This window comes from Azospirillum sp. B21 (assembly GCF_008364825.1).
In the GTDB taxonomy this organism is placed as follows: Bacteria; Pseudomonadota; Alphaproteobacteria; order Azospirillales; family Azospirillaceae; genus Azospirillum.
Genome location: NZ_VTTO01000004.1, coordinates 140,127 through 163,849 on the forward strand (window position 1 = coordinate 140,127; position 23,723 = coordinate 163,849).

A 23,723-nucleotide genomic window follows, 5' to 3' on the forward strand; every position below is an offset into this window, starting at 1 on the left:
CGTTGCGGTTCAGCGCCGCGCCTGCGGGCAGCCGGGGAAGTTGGGCGGGCAGATCCGGTCGCCGTTCTGGGCGCAGACCGCCGCCTTTCCCGCAATCATCTGCCTCACCAGCCGGGCCAGCCCGTCGATGAAGCCGGGATGCACCCCCACCGTCGGAACGCGGGTGAAGTGCGGAACCCCTGCTTCCTTGGCCAGATGGCGGTATTCGATCTCGATCTCCACCAGCGTCTCGGAATGCTCCGATACGAAGGCCATCGGCACCACCAGGATCGGCACGCCGTCCTGGCCGGCGCGGCGGATCTCGGCGTCGGTGCTGGGGCCGATCCACTCCATCGGGCCGACGCGGCTCTGGTAGCAGTTCACCCAATCCAGATGCTCGATGCCCAGCGCCGCGGCGATGGATTCGGCCGTACGCTCGCACTGCCACTGATAGGGGTCTCCGCCGGTCACCACCTTCTTCGGCAGGCCGTGGGCGGAGAACAGGACGCGCGGCGTACCATGGGCCTTGGCGGCCTCGTACAGCGGACGGATCAGGTCGGCCGACGCATCGATGAAGCCGGCCTGGGTCGGGTAGCAGCACAGCAGCCGGGTCGGCGCCGCCAACCCGACGGTCTTCGCCGCCTCGTGCCACACCTTGGCGCTGGAGGCCGTGGTGGTTGTGGAGAATTGCGGATAGAGCGGCAGCAGAACCACCAGATCCGGGTCGTAGGCCTTCACGCGGGCCGCCGTCTCGGCACTCATCGGGTGCCAGTAGCGCATGGCGATGAAGACCTTGGTCTCCGCGCCATCCGCGGCTGGATCCGCCGCCAGTACCGCCTCCAGCGCCGCAGCCTGGGCCTCCGTGTTCTCCAGCAGCGGCGACTTGCCGCCCAGCTGGGCGTAGATCTCCGTCGCCGGCTTCGCCCGCCGCCCGCTGATCAGGCTGGCGATCAGGAAGCGGAACGGGTTCGGCAGCCGGATGATGGCCGGATCCGCGAACAGGTTGAACAGGAAGGGCCGTACGGATTCCGGCGCGTCGGGACCGCCGAGGTTGAACAGCACGACGGCCACGCGGCGCGGTCGGCCGCCGGGAAGGGATTGCGAGGCGGATGTCTGGGGAGGTTGCTGGATCATGGTGCCCGCTAAACTGGAGCGTCGCCGTGCTTGTGTCCAGACCCCCGCCGTCGCTTTTTCAGCCCGTCAGGACCCGCCGCCCGAAAAGCCGTCAGCCGCGGTTCGGCCACTCGCGCAGGATCCGGGTCAGCGCCGCCACATGATCGGGCGGGGTGGACTGGATCACGCCATGGCCCAGGTTGAACACGAAGGGCCGGTCGGCCAACGCCTCCAGGATGCCGAGGGTCGCCGTCTCCAGCGCCTTGCCGCCGGTGGCCAGCATGATCGGGTCGAGGTTTCCCTGCACCGGCAGGCGGGGCTGCAGCGTACGGGCGGCCCACACCGGCGAGACGGTGGTATCGAGCCCGACGGCGTCGACGCCGGCATCGGCGATGTAATCCTCATAGGCGTGGCCGGCCCCGCGCGGGAAGCCGATGATCGGCGTGTTCGGGTGCTTGGCCTTCACCAGTGCGACGATCCGCCGCGTCGGCTCGATCACCCAGCGGCGGAACTCGCCGACCGGAAGGACGCCGGCCCAGCTGTCGAACAGCTGCACCGTTTCCGCCCCCGCCTCGATCTGGCGGCAGAGATAGTCGGCAGTGACCTCCACGATCAGATCGATCAGCTGGGCGAATCCCACCGGGTCGCCGTAGGCCCAGCGCTTGACGTGCGCATACTCCTTCGACCCTGCCCCTTCGACCATGTAGCAGGCGATGGTCCAGGGAGCCCCCGCAAAGCCGATCAGCGTCGTATCCCGGGGGATCGCGGTGGAGAGCCGGCGCACCGTCTCGTAGACCGGCGCCAGCGTCTCGTGGAAGCGGTCGCGCGACAGGCGCTTCAGGTCCTCGACGTTGCGGACCGGATCCAGCTTCGGCCCCTCCCCTTCCAGATAGGCGAGAGGCTGGCCCAGGGCATGCGGTACCACCAGGATGTCGGAGAACAGAATCGCAGCGTCCATGCCGTAGCGGCGCAGCGGCTGCAAGGTCACCTCGACCGCGAAGTCGGGATTGTAGCAGAGGTCAAGGAAGCTGCCCGCCTTCGCCCGCAGTTCCCGGTACTCCGGCAGGTAGCGCCCGGCCTGACGCATCAGCCAGAAGGGCGGACGCGTCCGCACCTCTCCCGCCAGGGCGGCGAGCATCGGCTTCAGCAGGGACTTCGGATTCTGGACGGCGGAGCTGGAATCGGACAAGGCGGTGCGTTCCCCTGAATGCGAATCTCGATTCCGCGATTGCAACACGGAATCGGGCGCGGAATCTCGGACGGGTTTATCCCCTCTTCTTCACTATATTTTTTAAAGGGAGAAAGGAAGAGGATGAGGTGGATGGCTGTGGATAACGGTGATCCCCGGGCAGCGCGAATCTATCCACAGATCCGGGGGCTTGTGCGGACATGTGCGCGGATCTGTGGACGATTCGGAGCACTACCGCCGGAAACGGCTGAAATGCTATAGCTGGACGAATGGGAGTCCCGTGGATAACAGCGCGGGCGGGGCCGGATCTTCCCAGCTTCCGAAGCGGTCGGCGGAGTTGTCCTCCCCTTGGCCGTATCGGGGAGGAGGAGTCCCCCGGTCGGGATGAAACGCAGGCGGATCCGGTTGTCCACAGATCTGGGCCGGGTTCTCCACAGAATGTTGGGGACGGATGAAAGAGTTCCACCTACATCTCGTGTCCGATGCGACGGGCGAGACCATCAACAGCGTGGCGCGCGCCTGCGTCATCCAGTTCGACGACGTTCGGCCGATCGAGCATTTCTGGAATCTGGTGCGGACCGACCGCCAGCTCGACCTCGTCCTGGAGGGGATCCGGGACAATCACGGGCTGGTGATGTTCACGCTGGTCGACGAGACGCTGCGCCGCCGCCTGCAGGATTTCTGCCGCGAGATGCAGGTTCCCTGCATCCCCGTGCTCGATCCGCTGATCAACGCGCTCGCCGCCTTCCTGGGCGTGGAATCGCAGCGCCAGCCCGGCCGCCAGCATGTCCTGGACGCCGAGTATTTCAGCCGCATCGATGCGGTCGATTTCGCCCTGTCGCACGACGACGGCCAGTCGAACTGGGACCTGCACGAGGCCGACGTGGTTCTGATCGGCGTGTCGCGCAGTTCCAAGACGCCGACCTGCATCTATCTGGCCAACCGCGGCATCAAGGCGGCCAACATCCCGCTGGTGCCTGGCAGTCCACTGCCGGCCGAGGTCGATCTCCTGACCCGGCCGCTGATCGTCGGGCTGACCAAGGACCCCGACCGGCTGGTGCAGATCCGCCGCAACCGGCTGAAGCTGCTCAACCAGGGTGAGGGCTCCAGCTACGCCGATCCCGAATTGGTGCGCTCCGAAGTGCAGGAGGCGCGGCGTCTGTTCAGCCGGCGCGGCTGGCCGGTGATCGACGTCTCCCGCCGCTCCATCGAGGAGACGGCCGCCGAAATCATGATGCTGCTGGCCCGCCGCCAGAGCGGCACCTTCAGCCCGGAAGGAAAGAAGACGTGAGTGCGCCCGTTCTGGTGCTGGCGTCCGGCTCGCGCACGCGGGCGGCGATGCTGGAGCAGGCCGGCGTCAGCGCCATCCTCGACAAGCCGCTGATCGATGAGGACGAGGTGAAGGCTGCCGGCCGGGCGGAAGGCGTCCCGGCCGATGCGGTCGCCGAGGCCCTGGCCGAGCTGAAGGCCCAGCGCATCACCCGCCGACATCCCGGCGCGCTGGTGGTCGGCGCCGACCAGATGCTGGAATGCGAGGGCCGCTGGTTCGACAAGCCGGCCGACCGGGCGGCGGCGCGTGCACAGCTTTTGGACCTGCGGGGCAAGACCCACCGGCTGGTCAGCTGTGCCGTTGTGGTGCGCAACGGCGAGCGGATGTGGCACAAGGTCGACAGCGCCCGCCTGACCATGCGCAACTTCACCGAAGATTTCCTCGACGACTATCTGGACCGCGTCGGCGACGACGTGCTGCACTCCGTCGGCGCCTATCAGTTGGAAGGGCTGGGCGCGCAGCTGTTCCAGCGGGTCGAGGGTGATTTCTTCACCATCCTCGGGCTTCCGCTTCTGCCGCTGCTCGGGTTTCTGCGCGTGCATGGGGTGGGCAAGGAATGACGACGGTCGGTTCAATCAGTGGCAAGGCAAAGGTCGCCGGTGTGATGGGCTGGCCGATCGGTCATTCGCGGTCTCCCCGGCTGCATGGATTCTGGCTGCGGCAGTATGGGATCGACGGCGCCTATGTCCCTCTGGCGGTGGTGCCGGAGCGCGCCGAGCAGGCGATCCGCGCCCTGCCCGCGCTGGGCTTTCGCGGCTGCAACGTCACCGTTCCGTTGAAGGAGATCGCCTATCGCACCGTCGACCGTCTGGACGAGACCGCCCGCCGGATGGGGGCCGTCAACACCATCGTGGTGGCGGACGATGGCGCGTTGGAAGGCGGCAACACCGACGGCTTCGGCTTCATCGAGAACTTGCGCGCCGAACAGCCAAGTTGGACGGCGGAGAACGGCCCGGCCGTGGTGATCGGCGCCGGCGGAGCCGCCCGTGCCGTGGTGGTCGCCCTGCTCGACGCCGGTGCGCCGGAGGTCCGTCTGGTCAACCGCACCCGTGCCCGCGCCGAGGATCTGGCGGCGGATCTGGCCGCCGTCGGGTTTTCCGGCGGCGTGACAGTGCTGGATTGGGTTTCACGTGAAACGGCGCTCGACGGTGCCGGGCTGCTGGTGAACACGACCACCCAGGGCATGGCGGGTCAGCCGGCGCTGGACCTGTCCCTGCGCGCCCTGCCCGTCTCGGCGGTCGTCAACGACATCGTCTATGTGCCCCTGGAAACCCCTCTGCTTGCCGAGGCCAGGATGCGCGGCAATCCGGTGGCCGGTGGCATCGGCATGCTGCTGCACCAGGCACGACCGGGCTTCAAGGCTTGGTTCGGCATTGAGCCGCAGGTGACGGCGGAACTGACCCGCTTCGTTCTGGAAGGCTGAGGCACGGCCATGATCGTGTTGGGCCTGACCGGTTCCATCGGCATGGGCAAGAGCACCGCCGCCCGTATGCTGCAAGCCATGGGCGCCCCGGTCTGCGATTCCGATGCGGTGGTGCATGGGCTGCTCGGCCGCGGCGGCCGGGCGGTGCCGGTCATCGATGCCGCCTTCCCCGGCGTGGTGATCGACGGGGCGGTCAGCCGGCCGGCGCTGGGCGCTGCGGTGTTCCGTGATCCGGATGCGCTGAAACGGCTGGAGGCCATCCTGCACCCGATGGTCCAGGCGGCGCAGCGCGACTTTCTCGCCCGTGCCGCCCGTCGCGGTGCGAAGATCGCCGTGCTAGACATCCCGTTGCTGTTCGAGACCCATGGCGAGCGGCGGGTCGATGCCACCATTGTCGTCTCCGCCCCCTTCGCCGTGCAGCGCGCCCGCGTGCTGGCGCGGCCGGGCATGACGGCGGAGAAGTTCGCCGGCATCCTTGCCCGCCAGATGCCGGATGCCGAGAAGCGGCGGCGTGCCGACCATGTCGTACCGACAGGCGCCGGTCGGCTGGTGACGCGGCGGGCACTTCAGGGCATTGTGCGGGACGTGATGCGGCGGCCGGGCAGGCATTGGCCGCCGCGCGGCTATCAACCAGGGCAAATCCATCATGCGTGAAATCGTTCTCGACACCGAAACCACGGGCTTCAAGCCGGAGGAGGGCCATCGGCTGGTCGAGATCGGCTGCATCGAGCTGGTCAACCACTTGGCCACCGGCGAACGCTTCCACGTCTACCTCAATCCCGAACGCGACATGCCGCCGGAGGCCTTCGCCGTTCACGGGCTGAGCACCGAGTTCCTGGCGGACAAACCGCTGTTCAACGATGTCGCCGCCGATTTCGTCGCCTTCATCGGCGACTCCCCGCTGGTGATTCACAACGCCGCCTTCGACATGCACTTCCTGAATTGGGAGCTGAAGATCGCCGGCTATCCGGTGATGCCGAAGGACCGCGCCATCGACACGCTGCTGATGGCCCGGCAGAAATTCCCCGGCTCGCCCGCCACGCTGGATGCGCTGTGCAAGCGCTTCGGTGTCGACAACTCCAACCGCACGCTGCACGGCGCGCTGCTCGACGCCCAGTTGCTGGCCGAGGTCTATCTGGAGCTTCTGGGCGGGCGGCAGACCGGCCTGTCCTTCGCCGGCGGTCCGGCATCGAAGGGCGGATCTGCCGGCCCGGTCCGCATCGACCGCCCCTTCCGCGAAGCCCGCGTCTTCGCCGTCAGCGACGAGGAAGCCGCAGCGCATGCCGAGATGCTGAAGAAGATGAAGAACCCGCTTTGGGCGGTGGAATAGTCCGCATCGCTTGCCCCCTCCCCGACCCTCCCCCGCTGGGCGGGGGAGGGAGCAAGTGCTTGTGCGGGAGAGTGGCGGCAGTCCCTCCCCCGCCCAGCGGGGGAGGATAGGTGGGGGCAATCGCCGGCCGAAACCTTACGGCACCAGCACCGTCGACCCCGTCGTCGCCCGCGCCTCGAGCGCCCGGTGCGCCTCCGCGGTGTCCTTCAGCGCGAAGCGCTGGTTGACCGTGAAGGTCACGCCGCCATTCTTCACCGCGTCGAACAGATCCGCGGCGGACGCCATCAGATCCTCCCTCTTGGCGGTGTAGGTCGCCAGGGTCGGCCGGGTCACGTAGAGCGATCCTTTCGCCGCCAGCAGCCCCAGATCCAGCGGTGCCGGCGCGCCGGACGCGGCACCGAACAGCACCATCAGCCCGCGCGGCCGCAGGCAATCCAGCCCGTCCAGGAAGGTCGTCTTGCCGACGCCGTCATAGACCACCGGCACGCCCTGCCCGTCCGTCAGGTCCTTCACCCGGGTGACGAAATTCTCGCGGGTGTAGTCGATGGTGTGGTGGCAGCCATGGGCCTTGGCCAGTTCGGCCTTCTCCGCCGACCCGACCGTGCCGATCACCGTGGCGCCGAGATGCCGCGCCCAGGAACACAGCAGCAGCCCGACCCCGCCGGCCGCGGCCTGCACCAGGATGGTGTCGCCGGGCTGCACCGCATAGGTGCTGCGCAGCAGATACTGCGCGGTCAGCCCCTGCAGCAGCGTGGCCGCCGTCGCCTGCTCGTCGAGCCAGCTCGGCAGCGGCACCAGCCGGTCGGCGGCGATCAGGCGGCTCTCGGCGTAGGCGCCGATGGACATGGCGTAGCCGACCCGGTCGCCGATCTTCAGCGTGGTGACGTCCGGGCCCAGCGCTTCGACCACGCCGGTGCCGGCCATACCGATCACCGCCGGCAGATCCGGCAGCTTGTAGGCGCCGGAGCGGTGATAGGTGTCGATGTAGTTCAGCCCGACCGCGGTCTGGCGGATACGCACCTGGCCGGGGCCGGGTTCTCCCACCTCGATCTCGTCCCAGCGCAGAACCTCCGGCCCGCCGTGCTCATGGATGCGGATCGCGTGAACCATGGTGGTGTGGTCTCCCTTCTTGTTTGGAGTTCTCGTGCGTCTCAGAGCAGCGCGAACTGCTCCGCCGCCGCACCGTTGCCCTGCCCTCTGCCGGACTCCCCTGATCCGGCATGCCGGCGTTCCAGTGCCAGCAGCCACGCCTTGGTGTCCAGCCCGCCATGGCCGGAATAGCCACCGGGCGCCCCGCCACTGGCCAGCACCCGGTGGCAGGGGATGACGATCGGGATCGGGTTGGCGCCGCAAGCCCCGCCGACCGCGCGCGGCCCACTGCCCAACATCTTCGCCATCCCGCCATAGGTCGCCGTGCCGCCATAGGGGATCGCCAGCATCGCGTCCCACACGCTCCGCCGGAAGGCGGTGCCTGCCGGCTTCAGCGGCAGGTCGAAGCGCTGGAGCCGGCCGGCGAAATAGGCCTCCAACTGGCGCGCCGTTTCGACCAGCACCGCGTCGGGCTCGTCATGATCGAAGCGGCCCCAGCCGACCGAGGTCAGGGCGGATCCGTCCCCGGTCAGCATCAGGGGCCCTAGCGGGCTGTCGATGGATAGACGCGCCATAGCTTTTCTCCCCGGAAGTCAGTTTCCCGTTGCCAGAAGGGCGGCCAGATCCGCCGGCGCGCTCACCGGCGCCGAACAGGTCATGCCGCGGCAGACATAGGCGGTGGCCCTCCCGTCGCGCATCCCCTTCCCCTGTGCCGGATGACCGGCGGGCAGATCCGCCCCCGGAGCCAACACGGTCAGAATTCGGTTGGGCAGCGAACGGTCGAGCACCGTCCGTCGCAGCGCCTCCGTCTCCGCCGCCTTGGGCGGTCCGACGATGACGATCTGCAGCGGCGCCGTCATCAGCTCCACGGAGTTCAGGAAGGTGGTCAGGGGGAAGAAGTTGCGGGTCAGCTCGCCGGAGAAGGCGGCGGCAAGCGCGTCCGCCCGCTCGCGATAGGCATCCTCGCCGGTGCGCTGGAACAGGGTAGCCAGCACCGCCAGCATGGTGCCGTTGCCGCTGGGGGTGGCGTTGTCGTAGGCGGTCTTGGTGCGGACGATCAGCCCTTCCGCATCGTCGGCGGTGAAGAAATAGCCGCCGTTGGCGCCGTCCCAGAAATGGGCGTCGAGCGTCGCCACCCAAAGCTTGGCCTGATCGAGCGCCGCCGGATCCCCGGTCGCCTCATGCAGCGCCAGGGCGGCGCGCGCCATATGGGCATAGTCGTCCAGCATGCCCGTGTGCTTGCCCTGCCCGTGTCGCCAGCTGTGGCAGAGCCGCCCGTTCGTATCCATCCGGTCGCGGACGAAGGCGAAGGCGCGGCCGGCGGCGTCCAGCCACTCCGGCTCGTCCAGCGCCAGGGCGGCGTGGGTCAGTGCCGCGATCATCAGGCCGTTCCAGTCGGCCAGCACCTTGTCGTCCCAACCCGGCCGGACCCGCTTAGACCGTGCCCGCAGCAGAATCTCCCGGCCCTTGGCGAGCGTCGCCTCGGTGGCGTCGTCGGCCAGCGACAGGCCGCCCAGCCGGTTCAGGATGGTGACGCCTTCCCAATTGCCCTGGGGTAGCACCTCGTAAACGCGCTTAAACGTCGCCAGCCCGTCTGCGCCCAGGGCCGGGGTCAGCAGCCGGTCGACCTCCTCCTCGTTCCATATATAGAAGAGTCCCTCTTCGCCTTCGCTGTCGGCGTCCAGAGTCGCGGCGAAGCCGCCGCCGTCGGCGATCATCTCGCGCAGCAGCCAGCCGACCGTCTCGCGGATGCGGGTCTCCAGCAACGGGTCGCGCGTCTCCTGCCAGACCAGCGTCATCAGGTCGAGCAGCTCCGCGTTGTCGTAGAGCATCTTCTCGAAATGCGGCACCAGCCAGCGTTCATCGACCGAATAGCGGGCGAAGCCGCCGCCGAGATGGTCGTAGATGCCGCCCTGCGCCATGTTGGCCAGCGTGTGGGTCACCGCCTCGCGGAAGGGCTCGCGGCCGGTGCGCTGCCAGGCCCGCCACAGCAGTTCGAACAACGGCACCTGCGGGAACTTCGGCGCCGTGCCGATGCCGCCATGGATCGGATCGACCTCCCGCAGCAGCCTTTGCGCCACCTGATCCAGCACCCCGGCATCGACGGCGCCGGCCGACCGGTTCTCTCCCATACCGGCGAGCGCCGATTTCAGCGCATCGACATTCTTGCCGACCTTGTCCTGCTCATTGGCATAGGTGCCGGCGATGCCGCGCAGCACGTCGGGAAATCCGGCGCGGCCATAGCGTGGGGCCGGCGGGAAATAGGTGCCGCCCCAGAAGGGTTCGGCATCTGGCGTCAGGAACATGGTCAGCGGCCAGCCGCCCTGTTGTCCCAGCAGCGCAAGCGCCGACTGATAGATGGTGTCGAGATCCGGCCGCTCCTCCCGGTCCACCTTGATGTTGACGAACAACTCGTTCATCAGCCCGGCGATCTCCGGGTTCTCGAAGCTTTCGTGCGCCATCACGTGGCACCAGTGGCAGGCGGCATAGCCGACCGACAGCAGCACCGGCTTGTTCTCCGCCTTCGCGCGGGCGAAAGCATCATGTCCCCAGGGCATCCAATGCACCGGGTTGTCCTTATGCTGCAGCAGATAGGGGCTCGTCTCCCGGCCTAGCAGGTTCGCGCCCAACGGAGTGGCGGGCATGGCGGTGTCCGATCTGTTGGTGTGTCGTGAATCAATAGGTGGCGCCGGGGTGGCGTTGCGCCAGTGCATCCTATCTGTATAGTGGGGCATGAGCCGCTGCGGCGCTCAACCCCAAAATCAACACGGCCAATGCCTGGACCGGTGCCGGATCCGGTGCCCGGCTCCCGGTCTGGAGGGGGTCCCATGAAAATCACCGTCGACATCGACTGCACCCCGGATGAGGCTCGGCATTTCCTCGGCCTGCCCGACGTAAAGCCGATGCAGGATGCCATGATGCACGAGATCCAGGAGCGGATGCGTGCGAACCTCCAGGCCATGGACCCGGAGACCATGCTGAAGACCTGGCTTCCCGCCGGCATCCAGGGCATGGAGCAGATGCAGAAGATGTTTTGGTCCCAGATGGCATCGGCCCTGGGGCAGGAAGGAAGAAAGTGACCGATCCGAAGCCGTATTTCGAAGCCCATGTTTTTTGCTGCACCAACCGCCGCCCCGACGGGCACAAGCGCGGGTCCTGCGCCGCCCAAGGGTCAGAGAAGCTGCGCGACTATATGAAGGCCCGCGCCCGCGAACTCGGCTTCGACGGCAAGGTGCGGATCAACTCGGCCGGTTGCCTCGACCGGTGCGAGCTGGGCCCGACGCTGGTGATCTATCCCGAAGGCGTTTGGTACACCTATCACAGCACCGGCGACGTGGACGAAATCCTGCAGACCCATCTGGTCGAAGGCCGCCGCGTCGAGCGGCTGATGCTGACGACGGAGCAGCGGGAGCTGCGACCCGAGCAGCTCGGCTGATCCGACAGCGATGTTCACCACCATCTTTGCGCTCGCCACCGCCCCCGGCCGATCCGGTGTGGCGGTGGTTCGCATTTCGGGACCTGAGGCCGGATCCGCCCTCGCTGCATTGACCGGCCGTCCCCTGCCTGCGCCACGCCGTGCTGTGCTGACCAAGCTGCGCGACCCAAAGACTGGCGACATGCTCGACGACGCGCTGGTCCTACGCTTCGCCGCCCCCGCCAGCTTCACCGGCGAGGATGTGGTGGAGTTGCACCTGCATGGCGGCCGCGCCGTCGTCGCCGGGGTGATCGAGGCGCTCGCCAGCCTGCCCGGCTTGCGGCTGGCAGAACCCGGCGAGTTCACCCGCCGCGCCTTCGAAAACGGCAAGCTCGACCTGACGGAGGCCGAGGCAGTCGCCGACCTGATCGATGCCGAGACCAATGCCCAGCGCCGTCAGGCATTGCGGCAGATGGAGGGGGCGCTTGGCCGGCTCTATGACGGCTGGCGCGAGCGGCTGACCCGGGCGTTGGCCCATATCGAGGCGGACATCGACTTCGCCGAGGATGATCTGCCGGGCGGTGTCGCCGACGCCGTCCGTCCGGTGATCGCCGGGCTGGCCGACGAGATCGCCGCCCATCTCGACGACGGCGGTCGCGGCGAGCGGCTACGCGAAGGGCTGCACATCGCCATCGTCGGTGCGCCCAATGCCGGCAAGTCCAGCCTGCTGAATGCCCTCGCCCGCCGTGACGCCGCCATCGTGTCTGCCCGCGCCGGCACCACCCGTGACATCATCGAGGTGCATCTCGACCTCGGCGGCTATCCGGTCGTGCTGGCCGACACCGCCGGCTTGCGTGAGGCCGCCGCCGACGAGGTGGAGGAGGAAGGCATCCGCCGCGCCCGAGACCGGGCGGCGCGCGCCGACGTGAAGGTGGCGGTGTTCGACGCCACCACCCTGCCCGATCTCGATCCGGCGACGCTGGACCTGATCGACCGCGATACGGTGGTGGTGTTCAACAAGTCAGACCTTGCTACGGCCACCGACCTGCGGCCGGATCTGTCCCCGATTCTGGTTTCTGCCCAGACCGGGGCTGGGCTGAAGGCTTTGGAGGAGAAGCTGACGGAGTTCAGCGCCGACCGCCTTGCGATCGGCAGTGCGCCCTCCCTGACCCGCGCCCGTCACCGTGCGGCGCTGACCGAATGCCGTGAGTCGCTAGTGCGTGCGCTGGATGCGCCGCTTCCCGAACTGGCGGCGGAGGATGTGCGTCTCGCCAGCCGGGCGCTGGGACGCATCACCGGACGAGTTGATGTGGAGGATCTGCTGGACGTGATCTTCCGGGACTTCTGCATCGGGAAGTGAGGGCGTGTTTCACGTGAAACAGCGGGTGGGGTGAGAAGGACATTCAACCACTCCCCACCCCACGATTTCCCTGCCCCGCCTCTTGGATCCCCGCGTTCATTCCGCTATGGTCCCGCACATGCGAAGCTTTGATGTCATCGTTGTCGGCGGCGGTCACGCCGGCTGTGAGGCGGCTGCGGCGGCCGCGCGCATGGGTGCGCGCACGCTCCTGCTGACCCACAAGGTCGAAACCATTGGCGAGATGTCCTGCAACCCCGCCATCGGCGGCTTGGCCAAGGGCCATCTGGTGCGGGAGATCGATGCGCTGGACGGCGTGATGGCGAAGGCCATCGACCGCGGCGGCATCCAGTTCCGCATCCTGAACCGCAGCAAGGGTCCCGCCGTTCGCGGCCCGCGCGCCCAGGCCGACCGCAAGCTCTATCGCCAGGCGATGCAGTCGCTGCTGGCCGAGCAGGAGAATCTGTTCATCGAAGCCGGTGGTGCCGAAGACCTGATCGTCGATGCGGATTCCAGTACTTCTGGGCAGCGGATCACCGGTGTCGTGACCGGGGCCGGCGAGACCATCCGCGCCGGTGCGGTGGTGCTGACCACCGGAACCTTCCTGCGCGGTCTGATCCACATCGGCGAGGAACGCACTCCCGCCGGCCGGGTCGGAGAGGCGCCGTCCATCGGCCTGTCCGACACGCTGGCCCGGTTGGGCTTCCCGCTCGGCCGGTTGAAGACCGGCACGCCGCCGCGGCTCGACGGCCGCACCATCGATTGGGATGCGCTGGAGAAGCAGCCGGGCGACACCCCGCCCCCGCCCTTCTCCTATATGACCGAGCGGATCGACACGCCGCAGATCGACTGCGCGATCACCTGGACGACGCCGGAGGCCCATGCGCTGATCCGCGCCAATCTGCATCGCGCGCCGATGTATTCCGGGCAGATCACCGGCACCGGTCCGCGCTATTGTCCGTCCATCGAGGACAAGGTCGTCCGCTTCGCCGAGAAGGAGAAGCACCAGATCTTCCTTGAGCCGGAAGGGCTGGACGATCCCACCGTCTACCCGAACGGCATCTCCACCTCCCTGCCTCGCGATGTGCAGCTTGGCATCCTCGCCAGCATGCCGGGTCTGGAGAAGGTGGTGATGATCCGCCCCGGCTATGCCATCGAATACGACTATGTCGATCCGCGCGAGCTGAAGCCGACGCTGGAGACCCGCCGGGCGCCGCGGCTGTTCCTGGCCGGCCAGATCAACGGTACCACCGGCTATGAAGAGGCGGCGGCCCAGGGCCTGATGGCCGGGATCAACGCTGCTCTGGCAGCAAGCGGCAACCGCGATGGCTTCGTGCTCGACCGTGCCGACGCCTATATCGGCGTGCTGATCGACGACCTGATCGGCCGGGGCACCAACGAGCCCTACCGTATGTTCACCTCGCGCGCCGAATATCGGCTGCTGCTGCGCGCCGACAATGCCGACCAGCGGCTGACCGACAAGGGCGTTGCCATCGGCTGCGTCGGCTCCGAGCGTCGTGACGTCTTTGCCGCCAAGAGTGCGGCACTGTCGGCTGGTCGCGTGCTGGTGGCCTCGCTGCAGGCGACGCCGGCCGAACTCGCTCGCCAGGGGGTCGCGGTGAACCAGGACGGCGTGCGCCGCAGTGCCGCCGACCTGCTGCGCTATCCGGACATTGATCTTGCCGCCCTAACCCGCCTGTGGCCGGAGTTGGGGGAGATTGCCTCGGAGATCGCCGAGCAGTTGGAGATCGACGGAAAATACGCTGGCTATCTCGGTCGGCAGGAGGCCGACATCCGGGCCTTCCGCAAGGACGAGTCCCTTGCCCTGCCCGATGATCTGGACGTCGATGGCATCGGCAGCCTTTCCGCCGAAATCCGGCAGAAGCTGCGCCAGTCGCGCCCGGCGACCCTGGGTGCGGCGGCCCGCATACCCGGCATGACCCCGGCCGCTCTGGTCGCCCTGCTCCGTCATGTGAAACGTCGCGAAGCGGTTTCCTCTGGGGTGGCTGCGGAATGAGTGGGTTCGATGCCGTCGCATTTCAGGAAGCCACCGGTGTTTCACGTGAAACACTCGACCGCCTGATCGCCTACGAGGCGCTGCTGCGCAAGTGGCAGCCGAAGATCAATCTGGTCGGCCCTTCCACTCTGCCCGATGCCTGGAAACGTCACTTCCTCGACTCCGCTCAGCTCCATCCGTTGTTGCCGGAGGGTACGCGGGTGCTGGTCGATCTCGGCAGTGGTGCCGGTTTCCCCGGTCTGGTGCTCGCCATTCTCGGTGTGCCGCAGGTGCATCTGATCGAGAGCGATGTGCGCAAATGCGCCTTCCTCCGCGAGGTCGCCCGCGTTTGCGAAGCGCCGGTCACCGTTCATACCAAGCGGATCGAGACCGTCACCGGCATCGAGGCCGATGTCGTCACCGCCCGTGCGTTGGCACCGCTGGCAGACCTCTTCACCTGGGCTCATCCTTTCATCGGAGCGCGCGGCAAGTGCCTGTTCCTGAAGGGTGCGGCGCTGGACGACGAATTGACCGCCACCACGCAATATTGGACAATGGAATCCGAGCGATTTGACAGCCGCACCGATCCCAGCGGAACCATCCTGCGTGTGAGTTACCTTGAGCGTGTGTGAAGACCGTGCCTGACACTGTTGTTCCCCCGCCCTCCTCCCGCCAACCGGACTCCCGAGAGGCTGCCATGTCTGCCGTCACCCGTCCCCTTGCCCGCGTGGTTGCGATTGCCAACCAGAAGGGCGGCGTGGGCAAGACCACGACGACGATCAACCTCGCCACCGCGCTCGCCGTCATCGGCAAGCGGGTTCTGGTGATCGACCTCGACCCTCAGGGCAATGCGTCCACGGGTCTCGGCATTCCGCGTTCGGACCGCCGCGTCGGCATCTATGACGTGCTGTTCGACGACGTGTCGCTGGAGGATGCCGCCACCCCCTCCTCCGTGCCGAACCTGTCGATCATCACCTCGTCGGTCGATCTGTCGGGTGCGGAAATCGAGCTGGTCGGTGCCGAGCGGCGCGAGTTCCGCCTGCGTGAAGCGGTCGCCAACAGTGCGCTCGAATACGACTATGTCCTGATCGACTGCCCACCGGCACTCGGGCTGCTGACGCTGAACGCGCTGGTCGCCTCGCATGCCGTGATGGTTCCCCTGCAGTGCGAGTTCTACGCGCTGGAGGGTCTCAGCCATCTGGTCCGCACCATCGAGCGGGTGAAGCGCGCCTTCAACCCGAACCTCGACATCCACGGCGTCGTGCTGACCATGTTCGACAAGCGCAACAACCTGTCGGACATGGTGGCGGCGGACGTTCGTGGTTTCTTCGGGGAGAAGGTGTACGACACCGTGATCCCGCGCAACGTCAAGGTCTCCGAGGCGCCGTCGCACGGCAAGCCGGTGCTGATCTACGACATGCGCTGCCCCGGATCCCAGGCCTACATCCATCTGGCGGGCGAGGTGCTGCGCCGTGAGAAGAGACTGACCGCATGATCGACGACACCAAGCAAGGTGGCGCCCGCCGCGCCAGCCTGGGCCGCGGCCTTTCCGCCCTGTTCGGCGAGGCGACCGAGGATTATTCGGCACTCGACAAGGTGCGGCAGTCCAAGCAGGTGCCGATCGAGTTCGTCCACCCCGGCAAATACCAGCCGCGGCGGAAGTTCGACGAAGAGGCGATCAGCGGCCTTGTCGAGTCCATCCGCGACAAGGGCATCCTTCAGCCGCTGTTGGTGCGCCGCGACGCCGAGGACGCCAATTCCTACGAGCTGATCGCCGGCGAACGCCGCTGGCGCGCCGCGCAGATCGCTGGCCTGCACGAGGTGCCGGTCATCATCCGCGATCTCAGCGACCGCGAGGCGCTGGAAATCGCGCTGATCGAGAACATCCAACGCCAGGATCTGACCCCTCTGGAAGAGGCGGAGGGTTACCGCCGCCTGATGGAGGAGTTCGAGCATACGCAGGAGGATCTGGCCCGCGCCGTCGGCAAGAGCCGCAGCCATGTCGCCAACATGATGCGCCTGCTGGCTTTGCCGGATCCGGTCAAATCGATGGTGCAGGACGGTGCGCTGACCGCCGGCCATGCCCGTGCCCTGCTGACCGCCCCGGATCCGGCCGCAGTCGCCCGCGAGGTGATTACGCGCGGCCTGAACGTCCGCCAGACCGAAGACCTCATGCGCGGCGACCAGCCGAAGGCGAAGAAGGGCAAGGCCGCGAACGACGGATCCGGCGCCGCCCCGGCGATGAAGGATGTCGACCTGATCAATCTTGAGGAGGAGATCTCCGCCCGCATCGGGCTGAAGGTCGCAATCAATCCTCAGGGACAGCGGGGAACCATCACCATCCACTATCAAACGCTCGACCAGCTCGACGACGTGCTGCACCGTCTGGGTGGAGAGGAGTAAGGGGGCCTCGGGGGGAACTGGCTCGCCCCTATACCCGCGCCTTTTCCAGGTCGATGTAGCGGTAGAACAGTCCGTTCTCTTCCATGGGTGCACTCGACCAGACTTCGACCCACTCCGCGCCGATGGGCGGCATCAGCGTGTCGCCGTTCACTGCGCTCTCCACGCGGGTCAGATGCAGGCAATCGGCGATGGGAAGAGCCTCGCGGAATAGCGCGGCGCCGCCGATGACGCAGAGCTCCGCCGCACCGGACTCCTGCGCCCAGGACACGGCGGCTCCCAACCCGAAGAACCAGCGGGCACCGTCATGCTCCCCGACCGCCGTCTGACGGCTGAGGACGAGGTTGTCGCGGCCGGGAAGCGGGCGCAGCGGCAGCGACTCCCAGGTTTTGCGGCCCATCAGCACCGGCTTGCCCATGGTCAGCTGCTTGAACCGGCGCAGATCACCGGGAAGAGTCCAGGGCAATCGACCATCGCGGCCGATCACGTCGTTCATCGCAGCGGCCACAATCAGACTGATGCGCATCCCCTGCCCTTTCGCGGTTCAGATCGGGCAGATCTTACGCCAAAATTGCGCTGAGCACCGCGTTCAGTCGCTGTAGCCCCTCCGATGTCGCAGAGAGACGATGCGCATCGCGGGTCAGGAAGCCGCCTTCGATCAGGCGAGACAACGCCGCCGGCTCCACGAAATCGTCCAGCGTCCGGCCGGATTCCTCCACCAGACGGGCAAGCCGCACCCCTTCGCTCAGGCGCAGCCCCATCATCAGCAGCTCGGTGCCACGGGCATCGCGGCCGATCGGGTTGGGAGTGGAGGCGCCATGGCCGTCGCGTTCCACCCGCTCCAGCCAGATTTCCGGGGCACGATGGGCGCGAGTCGCAAACTTTTCGTTATCCAGCGTCAGCCGCCCATGCGCGCCGGGCCCGATGCCGACATAATCACCATAGCGCCAATAGGTCAGGTTGTGGCGGCTTTCCTCGCCCGGACGGGCGTGATTGGAAATCTCGTAGGCCGGCAGCCCCGCCGCCGTAAGCTGGCTCTGCGTGGCTTCATAGAGATCGCCGGCGAGATCCTCGTCGGGGAGCACCAGATCGCCACGGGCGTGCATCGGGTAGAAGGCCGTCCCCTCCTCGATCGTCAGCTGATAGACCGAGAGATGGCCGACGGCGTAATCCAGCGCCCGCGCCAGTTCCGCTTGCCAAGCCGCCACCGTCTGGCCGGGACGGGCATAGATCAGGTCGAAGGAAAAGCGGTCGAAGGTCCGCGCCGCCAGTTCGATGGCGCCGGTGGCCTCCGCCGCGTTGTGCTGTCGGCCAAGGAACTTCAGGCTGGCGTCGTCCAACGCCTGGATGCCGAGAGAAACGCGGTTGATCCCGGCGGTGCGGAAGGCGCGGAACTTGTCGGCCTCGACGGAGGTCGGGTTGGCCTCCAGCGTCACCTCCAGCCGCTCGGCGACCGGCCAGCGTTGAGTGACGCGGTCGATGATGGCGCCCACCGTTGCCGGCTCCATCAGCGACGGGGTGCCGCCGCCGAAGAAGATGGAGGTGACGGTGCGCCCGGCGGTCAGGTCGGCGTAATGGTCCAGTTCGCGCAGCAGCCCGGCCCGCCAGCGGTCGTGGTCGACGCGCTCGCGGACATGGCTGTTGAAATCGCAATAGGGGCACTTCGACTTGCAGAAGGGCCAATGGACGTAGACGGCGAAACCAGGCCCCTCATAACCATGATCGGACGCACTCACCGGAAACACCGCTCCACCAGCTGGCGGAAGGCGTCGGCGCGGTGGCTCATCTCGTGCTTCTTGGCCGGATCCATCTCGCCGAAGGTCAGGCCGTGGCCGTCCGGCAGGAACATCGGATCATAGCCGAAGCCGTGCGGCCCGCGCGGCGGCCACACCAGCGTGCCGTAGCAGCGGCCCTCCACCGTCTCGACATGGCCGTCCGGCCAGGCGAGCGACAGGGCGCAGACGAAATAGGCGCTGCGGTCGCTCTGCTCGGCGAGACCGTCCTCGACCTTTTGCATCGCCATGGCGAAGTCCTTGGCCGGGCCGGCCCAGCGGGCGGAGTAGATGCCGGGATCGCCGTTCAGCGCCGGCACCACCAGTCCACTGTCGTCGGCAAGCGCGACATGGCCGGCGGCGGCCGCAGCCTTGGCCTTCAGCTCCGCATTGGCGATGAAGGTGGTTCCGGTCTCTTCCGGTTCGGGCAGGCCCAGCTCCCCGGCCGAGGTGAAGGTGGCGACATAGGGGCCGAGCAGGTCGGCGATCTCGCGCACCTTGCCCTTGTTGTGGCTGGCGATGACGAGGGTGTCGCCGGTGAAGCGGCGGGGAGCGGACATGGTGATGAACCTCTGGCTGATACGGCCTTACTTGATGCCGAGAACCTGCTTCTGCAACGCCACCAGCTCGTTCACGCCCTTGCGGGCGAGCGCCAGCAGCTCCATGAACTGCGGCTCGGAGAAGGGGGTTTCCTCGGCGGTGCCCTGGATTTCGACGATGCCGGCCCTGCCGGTCAGGACGAAATTGGCATCGGCCTGCGCCTTGGAGTCCTCGTCGTAATCGAGATCGAGCACGGCATTGCCCTGGAACAGGCCGCAGGACACGGCGGCGACCTGATCGGTCAGCGGCATGGTCTTCAGCGCGCCGATCTGCATCAGGTGCTGGAAGGCCAGATGCAGGGCGACATAGCTGCCGGTGATGGCGGCGGTGCGGGTGCCGCCGTCGGCCTGGATGACGTCGCAGTCGATCTTGATCTGCTTCTCACCCATCGCCGAACGGTCGGTGACGGCGCGCAGTGCGCGGCCGATCAGGCGTTGGATTTCCTGGGTACGGCCGGACTGCTTGCCCTTGGCCGCCTCGCGGTCGGTGCGGCTGTGGGTGGAGCGCGGTAGCATGCCGTATTCGGCGGTGACCCAGCCGAGCCCGGTGTTCTTCAGGAAACGCGGCACAGTTTCGTCGACGCTGGCCGTGCACAGCACATGCGTGTTGCCGAAGCGCACCATGCAGGAGCCCTCGGCGTAGCGGCTGAAGCCGGGTTCGAGGGAGACGGTGCGCAGTTGGTCGAAGGCGCGGCCGGAGGGGCGCATGGGCATCATTCCGAAGGTCGGTTGCAATCGGGCGGCAAGCTACCGGCTCCGCCCGTTCCCGTCCAGCATGGCGTCCCGCCTGCCCGCCGGCAGCGGGGCGGGGACGCGGCGTCGGACGGGGCGGAGACGAATTGGATGGGCTGGCAAACAAACTGGATGTGTCGTTAATTGGCAGGAAAATGCATGATTCGTACAAAACGGTGCCGATCCAGGCTTGGCGAGTTGCGCGTTCGGCGTATACCATCGCTGCCCCACCGTCGGCAGCGCACCGCACAAAAAGGCATCAACGACGACCGACGGGCTGCACACTCCGTTGAGGAACACGACATCCATGTCCGACACCAAGCGCGTCACCGACGAAGAGGCCCTGCTGCTGCATTCCAGCGGCCGGCCCGGCAAGCTGGAAATCACCCCGACCAAGCCGCTGACCACCCAGCGCGATCTGGCGCTGGCCTACTCGCCCGGCGTGGCGGTGCCTTGTCTGCGCATCGCCGAGGATCCGTCCCTCGCCTACGACTACACGGCCAAGGGCAACATCGTCGCCATCATCTCCAACGGCACGGCGGTGCTGGGGCTGGGCGACCTCGGCGCGCTGGCCGGCAAGCCGGTGATGGAAGGCAAGGCGGTGCTGTTCAAGCGCTTCGCCGACGTCGACGGCATCGACCTGGAGGTCGACACCCGCGACGTGGACGAGTTCGTCAACTGCGTGCGCTTCCTCGGCCCCAGCTTCGGCGGCATCAACCTGGAAGACATCAAAGCGCCCGACTGCTTCATCATTGAGGAGCGGCTGCGCGAGCTGCTGGACATTCCGGTCTTCCATGACGACCAGCACGGTACCGCGATCATCGCCGCTGCCGGCCTGATCAACGCCTGCGACATCACCGGCCGCCGAATCGAAGACGTGAAGATGGTGGTGAACGGCGCTGGTGCCGCGGGCATCGCCTGCGCCGAGCTGTTCTGCACGATGGGTGTTTCACGTGAAAACATCATCCTGTGCGACACCAAGGGCGTGGTCTATCGCGGCCGCACCAGCGGCATGAACCAATGGAAGTCGTCCTTCGCCGTCGACACCGACAAGCGCACGCTGGAAGAGGCGGTGGCGGGCTCCGACGTGTTCGTCGGCTTGTCGGCCAAGGGGGCGATGACGCCGGAGATGGTGAAGTCGATGGCGGCCAAGCCGATCATCTTCGCGCTGGCCAACCCCGATCCGGAGATCACGCCGGAAGAGGTGAAGGCGGTGCGCAACGACGCCATCGTGGCGACCGGCCGCTCCGACTACCCGAACCAGGTCAACAACGTCCTGGGCTTCCCCTACCTGTTCCGTGGCGCGCTGGATGTCCGCGCCACCACCATCAACGAGGCGATGAAGGTCGCCGCCGCCAAGGCGCTGGCGGCGCTGGCGCGCGAGGATGTGCCGGACGAGGTCGATGCCGCCTATTCCGGGCGCCGGCTGCGTTATGGTCCGGACTACATCATCCCGGTGCCTTTCGATCCGCGCCTGATCGTCACCGTTCCGGCCGCCGTCGCCCAGGCGGCGATGGAAAGCGGCGTGGCGCGCAAACCGATCCTCGATCTGACCAGCTACAAGCACAGCCTGCGCACCCGGCTGGACCCGACGGCCGACAGCCTGGAACTGATCCTGGAGAAGGTGCGGACCAACCCGCGCCGCGTCGTCTTCGCCGAGGGCGAGGAGGAGCGGACGATCCGCGCCGCCATGGCCTTCCGCGCCCATGGCTATGGAACGCCGGTGCTGATCGGCCGCGAGGAGGTGATCAGGGAACAGCTGGTGGCGATGGGACAGCCCAACGTCCAGTTCGAAATCCACAACGCGCGCCTGTCGGATGCCAACCGCCGCTATGCCGACCATCTCTACCGCCGCCTGCAGCGTAAGGGCGCCCTGCTGCGCGACTGCCAGCGGATGGTCAACCAGGACCGCAACGTGTTCGCCGCCTGCATGGTTGCGCAGGGCGATGCCCATGCCATGGTGACCGGCCTCACCCGCAGCTTCGGCGTCGCCTATGAGGAACTCCGTCGCGTCATCGACCCGAAGGCGAGCGAGCCGGTGTTCGGCCTGCACCTGTTCATCACCCGCAACCGCACCGTCTTCATCGCCGACACCACCGTCCATGTCCGTCCCGACGGCAAGACGCTGGCCGACATCGCTGTCGGTGCCGCTGCCAAGGCCCGGCAGATGGGGCACGAGCCGCGGGTGGCGTTGCTGTCCTTCTCCAACTTCGGCCAGACGCCGCACCCGAACACCGATCCTCTGAGCGAGGCCCTGTCGATCCTCGACAGCCGCCGGGTCGATTTCGAGTATGACGGCGAGATGTCGGCCGACGTGGCGCTGGATTACCAGTTGATGAAGCGGGTCTACCCGTTCTCGCGGCTGTCCGGACCGGCCAACGTGCTGATCATGCCCGGCCTGCATTCGGCCAACATCTCGGCCAAGCTGCTGAACAAGATGGCCGGCGGCCAGATGATCGGCCCGCTGCTGATCGGCTTGGACAAGCCGGCGCAGATCGTCAGCATGGGCGCCTCGGTGAACGACATCGTCACCGCCGCGGCCCTGGCGGCGCATGACTCGCTGCCGTGGTGAGTTGAGACGCTCTTTCTAAAAATCCCCTCTCCCCCTGGGGAGAGGGTTTGGGTGAGGGGGACGCATAGGCCGGAGTGTCTTCGGCTACGCCGAACCCCTCATCCCGACCTTCTCCCCAGGGGGAGAAGGAGAGTCATCCATCACCCCAACGTCTTGTAGAAGTATGTCGTGTCACAGAACCCGCCTTCCGGCCACAGGGCGTAGTGCGGGATGACGCCGACCTTCACCCAGCCGGCGCGGATGTACAGGCGTTCGGCATCCGGCGAGGCAGTGTCCAGGACCAGCAGGGTCTTGCCGGCGGCGCGTGCGGCATCCTCGGCGGCCTGCATCAGGGCGGCGCCGACGCCACGGCGGCGGGCGCGGCGGTGGACCAGCATCTTGGAGAGGTCGGCGCGGTGGGGCTGGTTCGGCGGCTGGCCGATCACCAACTGGACGGTGCCCAGCACGCCCTCCCCGTCCTCAGCCACCAGCAGGATGCGGTCGCCTTGCTCCACCTCCAACGCCACGTTCCGCCAGAAGTCTTCGGCAGTGGTGCGGTCGAGCGGTGCCATGAAGCTGACCGAGGCACCGCCCGCCACGCAATCCAGCAGCACGTCCGTCAGCCCCGGCACGGCGGCATGGACTTGCGGAGCCGACAGCATGCGAACCGTCACGGCGGCGGCTCCGCTTCCCCTATTCACTCGTCCGGAGTCCAGGCAAGCGCTGTCCATGGCATGCTCCTTCAGCGTTTAACGGCGTTTAGGGTTGGGCGCCCGTCGGTGGTCAGCGCCACGATGTAGCGGGCCGTCCGGTCCGTCGGGTTGTGGAAGCCGGTCGGGCGGTCGAGCCGCATGGCGAGGCAGTCGCCGGTGGACAGGCGGTGCGTCACCTCTCCCACCGTCAGGGCGATGGTGCCGTCCAGAAGATAAACCTGCTGCTCCACCGTCGCGGCGCGGTTGCCGCTGTCGTAGGAAACGCGGGCGCCCGGCGGAAGCTCCACCTCCACCAGTTCGATGGGCGACGGGAAGCCCGGCGGCGACAGGTTGCGGCGGCGGTAACCGGTGGCGGGGTCGGTCCAGGCAACCTGATCGGTGCGGCGGGCGACGGGGTTGGCGTCTTCCCGTTCGGCCTCCGCGAACAACGCCGCCAGCGTCACGCCCAGCCCGGCGGCGAGCCGGTCCAGGACGGAGGCGGTCGGGCTGCTCTCCCCCCGCTCCACCAGCGAGATCATGGAACGGCTGACGCCCGACCGTTCGGCCAAGCCGCCGAGGGTCAGGCCACGGTCCGCCCTCAAGGCACGCAGGCGGGCGGCAAGGCGGCTGTCGATGTCGTCTGTCGGGTCATCCATGATGGTAGAATGTCGGTCCACTATATTGGAGTCAACGAAGGACCGCACAGTACCGCACATGAATCTTTTATGACCGCCGCGCGGCATGCGCGACGATGGT

General features: G+C 67.3%; 24 protein-coding genes. 13 read left to right on the forward strand and 11 right to left on the reverse strand.

From position 1 onward, the window contains the following. Positions 1-9: 9 nt before the first annotated feature. Both hemH and hemE read right to left on the reverse strand, forming a co-directional pair. Complete coding sequence (gene hemH, locus FZ983_RS11735) at positions 10-1,113, reverse strand: ferrochelatase (RefSeq protein WP_149223741.1); 1,104 nt, start codon at positions 1,111-1,113, stop codon at positions 10-12. Between the two features lie 91 nt (positions 1,114-1,204). Next, the gene (gene hemE, locus FZ983_RS11740) at positions 1,205-2,230 is read right to left on the reverse strand and encodes a uroporphyrinogen decarboxylase (protein WP_149224037.1); all 1,026 of its coding nucleotides are present in this window, start codon (positions 2,228-2,230) and stop codon (positions 1,205-1,207) included. 502 nt (positions 2,231-2,732) lie between these two features. On the opposite strand from hemE, the gene FZ983_RS11745 reads away from it, so the two are divergent. The 5 genes from FZ983_RS11745 to dnaQ are packed head-to-tail and all read left to right on the forward strand — an operon-like array spanning position 2,733 to position 6,364. Next, positions 2,733-3,572 carry a pyruvate, water dikinase regulatory protein gene (locus FZ983_RS11745; RefSeq protein WP_149223742.1) on the forward strand — a complete coding sequence of 280 codons (840 nt, stop codon included), beginning with the start codon at positions 2,733-2,735 and terminating at the stop codon, positions 3,570-3,572. Continuing rightward, the gene (locus FZ983_RS11750) at positions 3,569-4,171 is read left to right on the forward strand and encodes a Maf family protein (protein WP_149223743.1); all 603 of its coding nucleotides are present in this window, start codon (positions 3,569-3,571) and stop codon (positions 4,169-4,171) included. The genes FZ983_RS11745 and FZ983_RS11750 overlap by 4 nt, the downstream gene beginning before the upstream one ends. Then, on the forward strand, positions 4,168-5,034 hold the full coding sequence (locus tag FZ983_RS11755) for a shikimate dehydrogenase (RefSeq protein WP_149223744.1): 867 nt from the start codon (positions 4,168-4,170) through the stop codon (positions 5,032-5,034). Before FZ983_RS11750 ends, FZ983_RS11755 begins: the two co-directional genes overlap by 4 nt. Before the next feature lie 9 nt (positions 5,035-5,043). Then, positions 5,044-5,688: a dephospho-CoA kinase gene (gene coaE, locus FZ983_RS11760; protein WP_149223745.1), complete on the forward strand. Its 645-nt coding sequence runs from the start codon at positions 5,044-5,046 to the stop codon at positions 5,686-5,688. Then, complete coding sequence (gene dnaQ / locus FZ983_RS11765; protein ID WP_149223746.1) at positions 5,681-6,364, forward strand: DNA polymerase III subunit epsilon; 684 nt, start codon at positions 5,681-5,683, stop codon at positions 6,362-6,364. The genes coaE and dnaQ overlap by 8 nt, the downstream gene beginning before the upstream one ends. Positions 6,365-6,499: 135 nt before the next feature. On the opposite strand, the gene FZ983_RS11775 is transcribed toward dnaQ, so the two are convergent. Genes FZ983_RS11775 through FZ983_RS11785 form a run of 3 tightly spaced genes read right to left on the reverse strand, consistent with a single transcriptional unit; the run spans position 6,500 to position 10,098 of the window. Beyond that, positions 6,500-7,474, reverse strand: a complete 975-nt coding sequence (locus FZ983_RS11775) for a quinone oxidoreductase (RefSeq protein WP_149223747.1) — start codon at positions 7,472-7,474, stop codon at positions 6,500-6,502. Between the two features lie 41 nt (positions 7,475-7,515). Beyond that, on the reverse strand, positions 7,516-8,028 hold the full coding sequence (locus FZ983_RS11780; protein WP_149223748.1) for a methylated-DNA--[protein]-cysteine S-methyltransferase: 513 nt from the start codon (positions 8,026-8,028) through the stop codon (positions 7,516-7,518). Positions 8,029-8,046: 18 nt separating this feature from the next. Continuing rightward, the gene (locus FZ983_RS11785; protein WP_149223749.1) at positions 8,047-10,098 is read right to left on the reverse strand and encodes a thioredoxin domain-containing protein; all 2,052 of its coding nucleotides are present in this window, start codon (positions 10,096-10,098) and stop codon (positions 8,047-8,049) included. 183 nt (positions 10,099-10,281) lie between these two features. On the opposite strand from FZ983_RS11785, the gene FZ983_RS11790 reads away from it, so the two are divergent. The 7 genes from FZ983_RS11790 (at position 10,282) to FZ983_RS11820 (ending at position 16,624) form a co-directional block, all read left to right on the forward strand. Beyond that, positions 10,282-10,533 carry a DUF6489 family protein gene (locus FZ983_RS11790; protein ID WP_014249167.1) on the forward strand — a complete coding sequence of 84 codons (252 nt, stop codon included), beginning with the start codon at positions 10,282-10,284 and terminating at the stop codon, positions 10,531-10,533. Beyond that, the gene (locus tag FZ983_RS11795) at positions 10,530-10,889 is read left to right on the forward strand and encodes a (2Fe-2S) ferredoxin domain-containing protein (RefSeq protein WP_149223750.1); all 360 of its coding nucleotides are present in this window, start codon (positions 10,530-10,532) and stop codon (positions 10,887-10,889) included. The genes FZ983_RS11790 and FZ983_RS11795 overlap by 4 nt, the downstream gene beginning before the upstream one ends. A gap of 10 nt (positions 10,890-10,899) precedes the next feature. Next, positions 10,900-12,228 (forward strand): tRNA uridine-5-carboxymethylaminomethyl(34) synthesis GTPase MnmE, encoded by a 1,329-nt coding sequence (gene mnmE, locus FZ983_RS11800; RefSeq protein WP_149223751.1) that lies wholly within the window; start codon positions 10,900-10,902, stop codon positions 12,226-12,228. 118 nt (positions 12,229-12,346) lie between these two features. Next, a complete protein-coding gene (gene mnmG / locus FZ983_RS11805) occupies positions 12,347-14,242 on the forward strand; it encodes a tRNA uridine-5-carboxymethylaminomethyl(34) synthesis enzyme MnmG (protein ID WP_188092302.1) in 1,896 nt (631 codons plus the stop codon). Beyond that, positions 14,239-14,853, forward strand: coding sequence for a 16S rRNA (guanine(527)-N(7))-methyltransferase RsmG (gene rsmG / locus FZ983_RS11810; protein ID WP_149223753.1), 615 nt, complete (start codon positions 14,239-14,241; stop codon positions 14,851-14,853). The genes mnmG and rsmG overlap by 4 nt, the downstream gene beginning before the upstream one ends. Before the next feature lie 65 nt (positions 14,854-14,918). Next, on the forward strand, positions 14,919-15,716 hold the full coding sequence (locus FZ983_RS11815; protein WP_149223754.1) for an AAA family ATPase: 798 nt from the start codon (positions 14,919-14,921) through the stop codon (positions 15,714-15,716). Beyond that, positions 15,713-16,624 (forward strand): ParB/RepB/Spo0J family partition protein, encoded by a 912-nt coding sequence (locus FZ983_RS11820; protein ID WP_149223755.1) that lies wholly within the window; start codon positions 15,713-15,715, stop codon positions 16,622-16,624. Before FZ983_RS11815 ends, FZ983_RS11820 begins: the two co-directional genes overlap by 4 nt. Positions 16,625-16,652: 28 nt before the next feature. On the opposite strand, the gene FZ983_RS11825 is transcribed toward FZ983_RS11820, so the two are convergent. The 4 genes from FZ983_RS11825 to rph are packed head-to-tail and all read right to left on the reverse strand — an operon-like array spanning position 16,653 to position 19,700. Beyond that, entirely contained in the window at positions 16,653-17,147 is a 495-nt protein-coding gene (locus FZ983_RS11825) for a dihydrofolate reductase (protein WP_149223756.1), read from the reverse strand. 34 nt (positions 17,148-17,181) lie between these two features. Then, the gene (gene hemW, locus FZ983_RS11830) at positions 17,182-18,366 is read right to left on the reverse strand and encodes a radical SAM family heme chaperone HemW (protein ID WP_149223757.1); all 1,185 of its coding nucleotides are present in this window, start codon (positions 18,364-18,366) and stop codon (positions 17,182-17,184) included. Continuing rightward, entirely contained in the window at positions 18,354-18,953 is a 600-nt protein-coding gene (rdgB, locus tag FZ983_RS11835) for an RdgB/HAM1 family non-canonical purine NTP pyrophosphatase (protein ID WP_149223758.1), read from the reverse strand. The genes hemW and rdgB overlap by 13 nt, the downstream gene beginning before the upstream one ends. Before the next feature lie 27 nt (positions 18,954-18,980). Next, on the reverse strand, positions 18,981-19,700 hold the full coding sequence (gene rph, locus FZ983_RS11840; protein ID WP_149223759.1) for a ribonuclease PH: 720 nt from the start codon (positions 19,698-19,700) through the stop codon (positions 18,981-18,983). Between the two features lie 331 nt (positions 19,701-20,031). Here rph and FZ983_RS11845 point away from each other — a divergent pair, with 331 nt between their 5' ends. Beyond that, positions 20,032-22,296: an NADP-dependent malic enzyme gene (locus tag FZ983_RS11845; RefSeq protein ID WP_149223760.1), complete on the forward strand. Its 2,265-nt coding sequence runs from the start codon at positions 20,032-20,034 to the stop codon at positions 22,294-22,296. A gap of 140 nt (positions 22,297-22,436) precedes the next feature. Here the strand turns inward: FZ983_RS11845 and FZ983_RS11850 are convergent, their stop codons facing one another. Both FZ983_RS11850 and FZ983_RS11855 read right to left on the reverse strand, forming a co-directional pair. Next, positions 22,437-22,949, reverse strand: coding sequence for a GNAT family N-acetyltransferase (locus tag FZ983_RS11850; protein ID WP_211102894.1), 513 nt, complete (start codon positions 22,947-22,949; stop codon positions 22,437-22,439). A 68-nt stretch (positions 22,950-23,017) separates the two neighbouring features. Next, complete coding sequence (locus FZ983_RS11855; RefSeq protein ID WP_149223762.1) at positions 23,018-23,623, reverse strand: XRE family transcriptional regulator; 606 nt, start codon at positions 23,621-23,623, stop codon at positions 23,018-23,020. Positions 23,624-23,723 lie beyond the last annotated feature (100 nt).

What these genes read in the sequence shown, in the direction of transcription:
- hemE (WP_149224037.1), bottom strand. Translation starts at nt 2,230, where the DNA reads ATGCTCGCCGCCCTGGCGGGAGAGGTGCGGACGCGTCCGCCCTTCTGG.
- hemH (WP_149223741.1), bottom strand. Translation starts at nt 1,113, where the DNA reads ATGATCCAGCAACCTCCCCAGACATCCGCCTCGCAATCCCTTCCCGGC.
- FZ983_RS11790 (WP_014249167.1), top strand. Translation starts at nt 10,282, where the DNA reads ATGAAAATCACCGTCGACATCGACTGCACCCCGGATGAGGCTCGGCAT.
- FZ983_RS11855 (WP_149223762.1), bottom strand. Translation starts at nt 23,623, where the DNA reads ATGGATGACCCGACAGACGACATCGACAGCCGCCTTGCCGCCCGCCTG.
- FZ983_RS11780 (WP_149223748.1), bottom strand. Translation starts at nt 8,028, where the DNA reads ATGGCGCGTCTATCCATCGACAGCCCGCTAGGGCCCCTGATGCTGACC.
- FZ983_RS11745 (WP_149223742.1), top strand. Translation starts at nt 2,733, where the DNA reads ATGAAAGAGTTCCACCTACATCTCGTGTCCGATGCGACGGGCGAGACC.
- FZ983_RS11820 (WP_149223755.1), top strand. Translation starts at nt 15,713, where the DNA reads ATGATCGACGACACCAAGCAAGGTGGCGCCCGCCGCGCCAGCCTGGGC.
- FZ983_RS11845 (WP_149223760.1), top strand. Translation starts at nt 20,032, where the DNA reads ATGTCCGACACCAAGCGCGTCACCGACGAAGAGGCCCTGCTGCTGCAT.
- dnaQ (WP_149223746.1), top strand. Translation starts at nt 5,681, where the DNA reads ATGCGTGAAATCGTTCTCGACACCGAAACCACGGGCTTCAAGCCGGAG.
- coaE (WP_149223745.1), top strand. Translation starts at nt 5,044, where the DNA reads ATGATCGTGTTGGGCCTGACCGGTTCCATCGGCATGGGCAAGAGCACC.
- FZ983_RS11785 (WP_149223749.1), bottom strand. Translation starts at nt 10,098, where the DNA reads ATGCCCGCCACTCCGTTGGGCGCGAACCTGCTAGGCCGGGAGACGAGC.
- FZ983_RS11815 (WP_149223754.1), top strand. Translation starts at nt 14,919, where the DNA reads ATGTCTGCCGTCACCCGTCCCCTTGCCCGCGTGGTTGCGATTGCCAAC.
- mnmE (WP_149223751.1), top strand. Translation starts at nt 10,900, where the DNA reads ATGTTCACCACCATCTTTGCGCTCGCCACCGCCCCCGGCCGATCCGGT.
- FZ983_RS11775 (WP_149223747.1), bottom strand. Translation starts at nt 7,474, where the DNA reads ATGGTTCACGCGATCCGCATCCATGAGCACGGCGGGCCGGAGGTTCTG.
- FZ983_RS11825 (WP_149223756.1), bottom strand. Translation starts at nt 17,147, where the DNA reads ATGCGCATCAGTCTGATTGTGGCCGCTGCGATGAACGACGTGATCGGC.
- FZ983_RS11755 (WP_149223744.1), top strand. Translation starts at nt 4,168, where the DNA reads ATGACGACGGTCGGTTCAATCAGTGGCAAGGCAAAGGTCGCCGGTGTG.
- rph (WP_149223759.1), bottom strand. Translation starts at nt 19,700, where the DNA reads ATGCGCCCCTCCGGCCGCGCCTTCGACCAACTGCGCACCGTCTCCCTC.
- rdgB (WP_149223758.1), bottom strand. Translation starts at nt 18,953, where the DNA reads ATGTCCGCTCCCCGCCGCTTCACCGGCGACACCCTCGTCATCGCCAGC.
- rsmG (WP_149223753.1), top strand. Translation starts at nt 14,239, where the DNA reads ATGAGTGGGTTCGATGCCGTCGCATTTCAGGAAGCCACCGGTGTTTCA.
- mnmG (WP_188092302.1), top strand. Translation starts at nt 12,347, where the DNA reads ATGCGAAGCTTTGATGTCATCGTTGTCGGCGGCGGTCACGCCGGCTGT.